The following is a 10,183-nucleotide window of genomic DNA, read 5'->3' on the forward strand; positions in this document are numbered from 1 at the left end:
GTCGTGAAGATCCGCCAGATCATCGAGGGACTGTCGCTCGACATCGCAACGCCGGATGAAGCACGCCAGATGCTCGGCCTCAAGGGCGCGAGCGATACCAACTTTTAACAACGGAGACGGCCTTGAACACCCTGAAGGTTGTCGCGATGTTGACGGGCTGGCTCACCGTCGATCGCTCCTCGCAGGTCTACGGCCGCTACTTCGGCCAACAGATAAAGGTCCCCGTGTGGTCGACGGCAATTGTGGGTGCTGCGAAGAAAATCGTCGTTGATACGGGTATTCATGATCCGGCCTGGGTGTCCAACTTCGTCTGTCCATGCGAGCAGGCTCCCGAACAGCGGCTCGAACGAGCGTTGAAAGAATACGTAGGCTGGAGCGCGGACGATGTCGATATCGTCATCAACACGCATCTGCATTACGACCACTCCGGTGGTAATACGCTTTTTCGAAATGCGCGCTTCGTCATTCAGACTGCCGAGTGGGAGTACGCGGGCAGGCCTCTGCCGACACAGGCCACGTACTACCAGGAATTTCTGATTGGCCGCGAGCCACTCGCGTATTTTCGCTGGCACTTCGTGAACGGCGTCGCCGACATCGTGCCCGGGGTCCGTGTCGTCCCAACACCGGGCCATACGCCCGGTCATCAGTCGGTCGCGGTCAATACCGAAGATGGCGTCGTGATGATTGCTGGCGACTGCGCTAACTGCATGGAGAACATCGTCGATCTCGTGCCGGTGGGCATCGTCCACGAGACGTTCGCCGAACTGCATTCGCTCAAGCGCATCCGGCAAATCGCCGACTTCGTCATTCCGGGCCATGACCCCAACGTTGTGCCCGGGACTTCGGGCATCGAATTACCCGCAAGTGCACGTCTGCAGCATATCGAAAGCTAGACCTTAACCATATGCAGGATAGGAGGAAGACATGAAAGCATTCAAGAACACGATTCAAAATGCGGGCCGGCTCGTGCTTGGCACCGCATTTCTTGCGGCGCTGACCCTGTCAAGCAACGCGTCGGCGGACGACAAGTACAAGGTTTACTTGTCGATGAGCTATGTCGGCAATGACTGGCAGACCGAGGCGGCGAATATGGTCAAGGCGATGGCTGCGACGCCCGCGCTCAAGGACAAGGTGGATCTCGAGGTGCAGGTCGCCGGCACCGATGCACAAAAGCAGATCCAGCAGATCAACTCGATGGTCCAAGCGGGGGCCAAAGCGATCGTTGTTTATCCGATCTCGCCAACTGCCTTGAATCGAGCGATCAAGAACGCTTGCTCGAAGGGCGTTGTGGTAGTTGCCTACGACGCGGAAGTGACCGAGCCGTGCGCGCATAACGTAACCATTGATCAGAAGCAGGCCGGTACCGTGACGGCGGAATGGCTGGCCAAGACCATCAATGGCAAAGGCAACATCGTCCTGATCAACGGTGTGCCAGGCACATCGGTGGACCGCGCACGCACTGAGGCCGCGAAGGAAGTGTTCGCGAAGTATCCGGGCATCAAAGTTGTCGCCGAAGGCACCGGCATGTGGAGTCAGGCGACCGCGAAGACCGAACTCTCGAAGATCCTCGCGACCAACAGCTGGGACAAGATCGACGGGCTGTGGATGCAAGTTGGTTGCTTTACGGCGGCGTCGATGCAGCTCGAAGCCGGCATCGCCGACGACAAGATCAAGCCGTGCGCGGGTGAATCGTCGAACGGGCATCGCGTGCAGATGCTGCCGCCCGGCACCGTGAAGGGCGCGGGCGCGTATCGCTCGATCGGCTATCGCTCTATCTCGTACGGCTCTCCGCCGTACTCGGGCGCGCTGGCGCTGAAGTTGGCCGTCGGCAAGCTCGAGGGCAAGGACTTTCCCGCTCATGTGACGCTCAAGTTGCCGCTTGTTCTGACCTCGGAATCGAAATTGTGTAAGACCGGTTCCATCGATGAACTCAAGGCCGGCTGCACGGCATTCATGTCGGACAAGGTGCCGCCGGGCTGGTTCGCCGACATCTTCTCGGCCGAAACGAGCGAAGTCGGCTTTAACGCAGCACTCAGCGGAAAGCCCGACTGAAAACGCGGCTTAAGGAGAAACGCAATGACGAGCGATTGGGCAATCGATCTGTCGAATGTCACGAAGCGCTTCGGCGCGACCGTCGCGCTCGACAAAGCGTCGTTCCGGGTGAAGCGCGGCGCGGTTCACGCGCTTCTCGGCGAGAACGGCGCAGGGAAGTCGACAACTGTCAAGCTGTTGTCGGGACTGATGCGGCCGGATGAGGGCAGCATCTCCGTGATGGGCCAGGAGGTGACGATGCACGGTCCGAAGGACGCGCATCGCGCCGGTGTGCAAACCGCGTTCCAGGAAATGACACTCGTGCGCGACCTCACGGTCGCGCAGAACCTGCTGATGTCGTACGAACCGACCGGCTGGCTTGGACGGATCAAGCGCCGCGAGTCACAACGGCTGGCGGCCGAGTGGCTCGACCGGTTGGAACTCCATGAAGTACGCCCAGGAGCGTACATCCGCGACCTCGCATTACCCGTGCGTCAGAAGATTGAGATCGCGAAGGCGATTGTGCGTGGACCGCAGGTGCTGCTGCTCGACGAGCCGACCTCGGCGCTCTCGGGGCGCGACGTCGCGTGGCTATCAAGGCGTATCGATGAGATGAAGGCGCGCGGCGTGACCTTCGTCTTCATCTCGCACCGGATGCAGGAGGTGCGCGAATTCTGCGACAGCCTCACGGTGTATCGCAATGGGAAGGACGTCGGTGCATTTGAAACGGCCAGCATCTCCGATGACGACGTGATCCGCCTTGTGATCGGTCGTTCATTGGAGGCAAAGTATCCGCCGAAGGTGCCGGCACCGGTGCGCAGCGAAACGCCGGCAATGGAGGCGCGGGGCATCAAGGTGGACGGTGTCGTGACCGACTTCAACCTGACGTTAAAGCAAGGCGAGGTGCGTGGTATCGCGGCGTTGCAGGGAATGGGCCAACGCGAGCTGTTCGAGGCGCTCTTTGGTGCCGAGTTCATTGACCAAGGGCAGATTCTGATCGATGGCAAACCGGTCACGCTGACCTCGACCGCCGACTCACTCAAGGCCGGCGTAGCGACTGCCTTTTTACCCGAAGACCGCAAAACCGAGGGGCTTTTTCTGCGCCTTCCGGGCGGCGAGAACGTGTCGCTTCCTGTCATCAAACGCTTCTCACGTTTCGGGCTGATCGACCGCAAGCGCGAGCAGGCCGCGATCGCACGCTCGCTCGCGGAGATGGAGGTGAATCCGAGGGCGATATACAAGCCATGTCTGTCTTTCTCCGGCGGCAACCAGCAAAAGATCGCGATGGCGAAGTGGCTGCTCACGCAAAGCCGCGTATGGCTGATGTTTGATCCGACGCGCGGTATCGACGTCGGCACCAAGCACCAGATCTTCGTGCTGATGCGCGCGTTTGCCGCGGCGGGCGGCTCGGTATTGTTCTATTCCACCGATGTGCCAGAACTAGTCAACGTCTGCGACCGCGTCTCAGTGATGTATCGAGGGCGCAATGTCGCCGAACTCGAAGGCGACGCGCTGACCGAAGAAGAGGTCATGCGCAAGATGCTGTCGAGCTGAAGTCCGAATCATACGCATCAACCAATCAGAGGTTCCCATGAACAACGCAATTGCTTCGCCCGACAGCGAAATTGTGCGTCCGGGCGCGCGGGTAGGGTTTGGCGCGCGGGTCGATCACTATCGCGGATTGATTATCGCGGTCGGCGCTCTACTCGCAATGCTAATCGCGTGGATCTCGCTTTCTGCGACACGCGTCGGTCTTTACGACATAGGGTCGGTCATTTCGAGCAGTACCACGCTCGCGCTGGCCGCGATCGGACAGACAATCGTGGTGCTCTCCGGCGGCTTCGATCTGTCCGCATCGGCGGTTGTATCGCTCTCCAACGTTCTCGCCGTGCGCTTCGTACAGGGCACGCCAATTGAGCAATGGGGAGGCGTCGCGCTCATCATTGCGATTGGCGGCGGCATCGGCCTTGTCAACGGCGCAGTGATCGCGTGGTTCCGACTGCAATCGATCGTGGTTACGCTTGCCACGATGTTCATGGTGCAGGGGCTCACGCTGCTCATCCAGAATAAGCCCGGCGGTAGCATCGGTGAGCAGTTCGGAGGCTTCATCACCTCGGACCTAATCGCGGACAAAGTGCCGATGTCGGCGGCCGTGCTCGTGCTTGCGCTCCTTATTTGGTCGTTCATGAAGCGTACGCGCTTCGGGGTGGGCCTCTACGCGCTTGGCAGTGATCCAGACGGCGCTTACGCGAATGGCATGCCACTCACCCGATATCGGATCGCAACGTATGCGATTGCAGGCATGTTCTACGCAGCGGCGGGCCTTTATGTATCGGCGCAGACGGGTTCGGCCGATCCGCTCGTTGGCCGACCGCTGCTCCTGTCGATGTTCACGGCGGTCGTGCTCGGCGGTACCTGGCTCGGCGGCGGGCGAGGGGGATGCGTCGGAACAGTGTTCGCCGCGATGACGCTGATGGTCACCGTCAACATCTTGCTGGTTCTGAACGTGTCGGCGTTCTACACGACGATTGCTGAAGCGGCGATCCTCATCCTGGCTGTGCTGGGCTCATCGATCGGAAAGGATTCCGCCGCACATCATTGCGCACGGTACGCTTCGCAATGGATCAGAGCGGTGCGAACCGGCACCCGCGTAAAGGACGGCGGTGACGCGCGGCGCGTGAACTTCGAAGTGGCGAACTTCCAACCGATCGAAAACAAGGAACTGAAGGGGCGCTTCATCAGCGACTGGATCGAGCGCAATCGCGAATGGGTCAAGTACGTCGTACCGGCATATGCGCTCTTCATTGTCGTCGTTGCGATCACCGGCTTTGTCTACGGCCCCTCGGTCCTGGCGAGCGCCAATTTCTATAGCAGTCTACTGACCCTGACGCTCTTTCTCGCCGTCCTCGGTCTTGGTCAGGGTGCAGTGATTCTGACGGGTGGACTTGACCTCTCGATGCCGTGGTTGATCACGCTGTCGGGCGTACTGCTCACTGGCCTCACATTCGGTGCGAACGGCGCGGCCGCATGGGCGGTGCCCCTGGTGCTGGGCGTTGGCCTGTTGGTTGGCCTGTTCAACGGCCTCGGCGTTGTCGTGCTCGGCTTACCGCCGATCGTCGTCACGCTTGCGGCGAACGGCTTGCTACAAGGACTTACGCTGATTTACTGCAACGGTTCGCCACAGGGATGGGCACCCTCAGTCATCAGCGAATTCACAAACGGCCACTTCGGTCCGCTGTCGCTCGCCGCGTGGAGCGTGCCGCTCTTTCTTGTGGTGGCGCTGTTGCTCTTGCATCGCACACCGTTCGGACGGCGCGTGTATGCGGTCGGCAACTCGCAGATCGCGGCAAAGCTGGCGGGTGTGCGGGTTGGCGCGACGCTGATCGCCGTGTACTGCCTCTCGGGCCTGTGTTCCGCGATCGTCGGGGTATTGCTTGCCGGTTTCAGCAGCCAGGCGTTTCTCGGCATGGGAGATCCTTACCTGCTGCCGTCGATTGCAGTCGTTGTCGTGGGTGGTGCGCTGATCACGGGCGGGCGCGGGCACTACCTCGGCGTGTTCGGCGGAGCACTGCTGCTCACCGCGCTCGGCACGCTGCTCGCGGGAACAACTGTGCCGCCAGCTGTGCGCGACATCATTAACGGCCTCGTCGTACTGGCCGCGGTGATCACACTGCGCGACAAGAAAGCATGATTGAGACAGTTGACTTACGACGCTTGGCGGCCGCGACCCCGCGGCCCGCGCGCAAGGGTAAAGCCTCGAGTTTGCTCGCGGGGTCAGAGGACGCGCTCGATTTTCGCTTTGCGCGTCGCCGCTGGCCCTAGACGAAGTAACCCGCAGGGAAGTTGGACCGTTAATGTACGACACACGGAGACTATGATGATTGAAACGCGCTTACTGGTCGATGCCAATAACCATCTTGGCGAAGGGCCTCTTTGGGACGTAAAGGAAGAGCGGTTGTACTGGATTGATAGCACGGCGGCGGAGATTTATCGCTGCCGAGCCGACGGCAGCGAGGTCGAGCGCTTCTTCGTGCCGCACCATATCGGCTCGATGGCGCTGCGCGAGCAGGGCGGTGCAGTCGTAGCGCTCGCGAACGGCCTGAACTTCTACGACTTCGAGAAGCAAACGGTGCAGCTCATCGCCGACCCGGAAAGCGATGATCCGGAGACGCGCTTTAACGACGGAAAGGTTGACCGGAAGGGCCGCTTTATTGCGGGAACGATGGCATACGACTTCGATCGCTATGAGGCAGACCGCGGCCAGCGTTCGACGCGAAGCGGCGCTCTTTACCGGCTCGACACAAACGGCAAGGTCACGCGGCTCGATGGAGGCATTAGTTGCTCAAACGGACCGTGCTGGAGCCCAGACAACCGCACGCTCTACTTCACCGATACGTACGACAAGCAGATGTACGCTTACGACTACGACATTGAGACGGGTGCAGCGTCGAACCGGCGCGTCTTTGCTTCCGCACGCGACATGGCCGGGACCTTCGATGGTGCAACGGTGGATGCTGAAGGCTTCATCTGGTCCGCGCTCGTATTCGGCGGGCGCATCCTGCGCTACGCACCGGATGGAACGCTCGACCGGATCGTGCCGTTTCCAGTGCGCAATTTAACGAGCGTGATGTTCGGCGGTCCAGATCTTGACACCCTCTATGTCACGACGATGGGTCGACCGATGTGGGGCATTCCGCAGAAGGAGCGCAACAAGGGCGGTCTGTTTGCCGTGACCGGACTTGGCGTCAAAGGGTTGCCAGAGCCTCGGTTTGCGGGGTAGAAGCACACGTTGAGTGGCGCGGCGGTGAAAACCTGACATGTGTAGGTTAACGGCGTCCTCTCGAGCGTGCCTACGGTGGGATCGCACCTACCGGCGGTGGCCGAGCAGAGGACGCCGCTTTAATCACCGCTGCGTCAATTCCTAAAATGGGCTATGGGCAGCTACATTAACGGGTCGAACTTGAGCCGTTGAATAGACATGCCGCGGATACGACGACTTGCGCAGATGGAGGGAAGTTCAAAGTGCGCAATTTGCTTCAGGACTCACCGACTGGATTTGGGTGCCGAATGATGGTCGAAGCGAGGCTCGATGGAGCAACGGTCTCGCTCAAGCTGAGGCGGCCCAGACGAATGGCTCCATTGCCGAGGGCCGAATTAGGTTGCAGCGGAAGGTCAGGCGGTAGCAACGAGCGCCTCGCCGTTCTGCAAAGGGGTCGCTCGTCGCGAGCATGTCGCGATCGTCGTTGAGACGCGCCAATATGTACGGAGAACGCATGAGCACAGAAATGGTCATTGAGCATGAGCCGGAAATCGGTTTCGAGGTCGTCAATCGAGTGGCGATCGTCACCCTTAACCGCCCGCGCGCTCTGAACGCGCTCTCGCATGAAATGATTGGCCGGCTGTCGCAGGTGTTCGAACGCTGCCGCACCGAAGATGCGGTTCTCGCGGTCGTCCTACGCGGCGCAGGCGAAAAAGCCTTCTGCGCTGGTGGTGACATCCGCGCGATCTACGAGTCCGTGCGGAGTGACGCGACGCGTGATAAGACGTGGCTCCAATTTTTCATTGACGAATACCGCCTCGACTATGCGATACACAACTTTGAGAAGCCGGTAGTGGCGCTCATGGACGGCATCGCGATGGGGGGCGGCATGGGGCTCGCGCAAGGCGCTGCACTCCGTATCGTGACTGAGCGCACACGCATGGCGATGCCCGAAACGCGCATTGGCATGCTGCCTGATGTCGGGGCGACGTATTTCATGGGTAAGATGCCGCTCGACCTGGAGCTGTACGTTGGTCTCACCGGCGCAATGCTCTCCGGTGCCGACGCGGTTGCATGCGGTCTCGCGGATATTTGCGTGCCATCGCCGTGGCTCCGCGACTTCGTGCAGCGCCTTGAGACGCTGCACTGGGATGGCCGTGAAGAGGCAATCGATTCGCTGCGGCGCGCGTTCGTGCCGCCGGCAAACACTGAGGGGCATCCCCAACTCGAAGCGCACCGCGAGCAGATCCGGGCACGTTTCAGCGCCGCGGATGGCATTGAGTCAATCGTCCGGAGCCTGCAACAGGATACGCCGACAGAGTGGTCTACGGCGACGCTCGCCGCACTCACGAGCAACTCGCCATGCATGCTGGAGGTGACCTATCACGCGCTGCTGCGTGGCCGCCAGCTGGCGCTCGCCGACTGCTTCCGCATGGAACTGGGAATCGTGTATCGAGCGATTTCCGAGGGCGATTTCCTTGAGGGCGTGCGTGCTCTGATCGTCGACAAGGACCAACGGCCTCGCTGGGAGCCAGTGACGCTTGCCGAAGTGCACGCCGAACGGGTCCAACACTTTCTGGCGTCGCCATGGAAGGGTGACATGCACCCGCTAGAAGGTCTTGGCGCATCGTGAACCGAGGTCTGTTGCAGCGCGCATTCACCTTCGCGCAAGTTTCTTCCGAACTTTCCTAGCTCGCGGGTGCAGGCATCAGCGCTGCTAGGGCGCCCGCGCCTGTCCATCCGGCTGATGGTCGCGCTGCTCTACCTGAATCACGCGTACAACGAAAGTGATGATCGGTTTGCGGCTTCGCTTGCGCTGCAACCGCGACGCCATTCAGGGGCCACTGTGGTACGGTGCATTATCGAACCTAGGCGTGGCTTTCCGCGGCGTGTCGCCGAGCCACCCTTCGTTCGACGGGATCTAACGCGACTCGCTTGAGACGCGTTCACTCCTCGGGCATAGATCGATCGGTTGAAAACCAGCCCGAGTCAACAGGCTTCTTCATCTTGACCAACTCTCTCATGGCAAAACGGGCGCTCATCATTGGGGCAAGCGGCATCGTCGGCAGCAGTCTGGCCGACCAGTTGCTCTCGACCGGCTGGACCGTTGCAGGACTTTCGCGCGGCCGAACGGCCGTGTCGCCGGCCATAGAATCGATTACAGCCGATCTGACTTCGGCTGACTCTGTTAGCAAGGCGCTCGCCGGCCGAACTTTCAGCCACGTGTTTTTTACCGCATGGGCTCGCCAGGCCACCGAGAAGGAAAATATTCGCGTGAATGGTGGCATGGTGGCTCATTTGCTGGACGCGCTCGGGCCGTCGGGTGGCATGTCACACGCGGCGCTCGTCACCGGCCTGAAGCATTACCTCGGGCCATTCGAGGCGTATGCAACAGGCGCTGTGCCCGTCACGCCGTTTCGTGAAGAGCAAGGGCGCCAGCCGGTCGACAATTTCTACTATGAACAGGAAGACCGGCTCTTCGACGCCGCGCGGCGTTACGGCTTCGGCTGGAGCGTGCATCGCCCGCATACGATCATCGGTTACGCTGTCGGGAACGCGATGAATATGGGAGTGACGCTAGCCGTCTACGCGTCGCTTTGCAAACAGGCTGGCGAACCTTTCGTGTTTCCTGGTTCTGCAACGCAATGGAACAGTCTGACCGACATGACCGACGCCCGGCTACTGGCGCGCCACCTCGAATGGGCCGCGACCTCTGCAAACGCGCACAACGCGGACTTCAACGTGGTCAACGGCGACGTATTCCGCTGGAGCTGGATGTGGTCGCGAATCGCGGAATACTTCGGCATCGAAGCTGCGCCATTCGACGGCAAGATGCGTCCGCTTGAACACCGGATGCAGGATACGGGGGAGCAATGGTCCAAGATCGCGGCACGGTTCGATCTGGTCGAAACGGATATCGGCAGGCTGGCGTCATGGTGGCACACGGACGCCGACCTTGGCCGTCCGATGGAGGTGCTCACCGATATGACGAAGAGCCGCGAGGCGGGATTCCTGGACTATCAGAGCACGTCCGACGCCTTCTTTGAGTTGTTTGACCGGCTTAAGGTTGAGCGCGTCATTCCGCAATGACATGACTCGGCGCGACCTGCTCTTCGGATCCTGTGCTAGCGGCCTCAATTAAAAAGCGGAAAGGCGACGTTCGAGGCCGCCTCTTGGGAGGCGGCCTCGAACACTGGATCAAGGCTTTTTCATGCGTTTCTCGCCGGACGCTCAGCAGTCCAACTACCGCATCAATCAGCAAAGAATCGCCGCGGCAAGTGGCGATTTGACATAAAAGGTCTTATCCTGCTGAGCACTGTAGGGGCAAAGTAGTAATGTCGTATTTGAGCAAAGTACAGATGTCGTACCAAGGGATCTGTAGCGCATGCTGGT

Annotated in this window: 7 protein-coding genes and 1 pseudogene; all 8 read left to right on the top strand. The window is 60.4% G+C overall.

Features of this window, described 5'->3' with window-relative positions; translation table 11 throughout:
• A pseudogene (locus tag AWB68_RS47470) lies at positions 1-108 on the top strand (3-keto-5-aminohexanoate cleavage protein); the annotation flags it as partial.
• Between the two features lie 38 nt (positions 109-146).
• Entirely contained in the window at positions 147-893 is a 747-nt protein-coding gene (locus AWB68_RS39525) for an N-acyl homoserine lactonase family protein (protein WP_445344364.1), read from the top strand.
• Positions 894-924: 31 nt separating this feature from the next.
• On the top strand, positions 925-2,052 hold the full coding sequence (locus AWB68_RS39530; RefSeq protein WP_087649632.1) for a sugar ABC transporter substrate-binding protein: 1,128 nt from the start codon (positions 925-927) through the stop codon (positions 2,050-2,052).
• A 24-nt stretch (positions 2,053-2,076) separates the two neighbouring features.
• On the top strand, positions 2,077-3,585 hold the full coding sequence (locus tag AWB68_RS39535) for a sugar ABC transporter ATP-binding protein (RefSeq protein ID WP_087649633.1): 1,509 nt from the start codon (positions 2,077-2,079) through the stop codon (positions 3,583-3,585).
• A gap of 37 nt (positions 3,586-3,622) precedes the next feature.
• Complete coding sequence (locus AWB68_RS39540; RefSeq protein WP_087649634.1) at positions 3,623-5,722, top strand: ABC transporter permease subunit; 2,100 nt, start codon at positions 3,623-3,625, stop codon at positions 5,720-5,722.
• A 186-nt stretch (positions 5,723-5,908) separates the two neighbouring features.
• Positions 5,909-6,811 (top strand): SMP-30/gluconolactonase/LRE family protein, encoded by a 903-nt coding sequence (locus AWB68_RS39545; protein WP_087649635.1) that lies wholly within the window; start codon positions 5,909-5,911, stop codon positions 6,809-6,811.
• Positions 6,812-7,304: 493 nt separating this feature from the next.
• Positions 7,305-8,423, top strand: a complete 1,119-nt coding sequence (locus AWB68_RS39550; RefSeq protein WP_087649636.1) for an enoyl-CoA hydratase/isomerase family protein — start codon at positions 7,305-7,307, stop codon at positions 8,421-8,423.
• Positions 8,424-8,812: 389 nt separating this feature from the next.
• Positions 8,813-9,880, top strand: coding sequence for an SDR family oxidoreductase (locus AWB68_RS39555; RefSeq protein WP_087649637.1), 1,068 nt, complete (start codon positions 8,813-8,815; stop codon positions 9,878-9,880).
• Positions 9,881-10,183 lie beyond the last annotated feature (303 nt).

The sequence above is a fragment of the Caballeronia choica genome, assembly GCF_001544535.1.
GTDB classification, from domain to species: Bacteria; Pseudomonadota; Gammaproteobacteria; order Burkholderiales; family Burkholderiaceae; genus Caballeronia; species Caballeronia choica.

Bases quoted from the DNA above. Each gene is read 5' to 3' on its own strand.
- AWB68_RS39525 (WP_445344364.1), top strand. From the start codon at position 147: ATGTTGACGGGCTGGCTCACCGTCGATCGCTCCTCGCAGGTCTACGGC.
- AWB68_RS39530 (WP_087649632.1), top strand. From the start codon at position 925: ATGAAAGCATTCAAGAACACGATTCAAAATGCGGGCCGGCTCGTGCTT.
- AWB68_RS39535 (WP_087649633.1), top strand. From the start codon at position 2,077: ATGACGAGCGATTGGGCAATCGATCTGTCGAATGTCACGAAGCGCTTC.
- AWB68_RS39540 (WP_087649634.1), top strand. From the start codon at position 3,623: ATGAACAACGCAATTGCTTCGCCCGACAGCGAAATTGTGCGTCCGGGC.
- AWB68_RS39545 (WP_087649635.1), top strand. From the start codon at position 5,909: ATGATTGAAACGCGCTTACTGGTCGATGCCAATAACCATCTTGGCGAA.
- AWB68_RS39550 (WP_087649636.1), top strand. From the start codon at position 7,305: ATGAGCACAGAAATGGTCATTGAGCATGAGCCGGAAATCGGTTTCGAG.
- AWB68_RS39555 (WP_087649637.1), top strand. From the start codon at position 8,813: ATGGCAAAACGGGCGCTCATCATTGGGGCAAGCGGCATCGTCGGCAGC.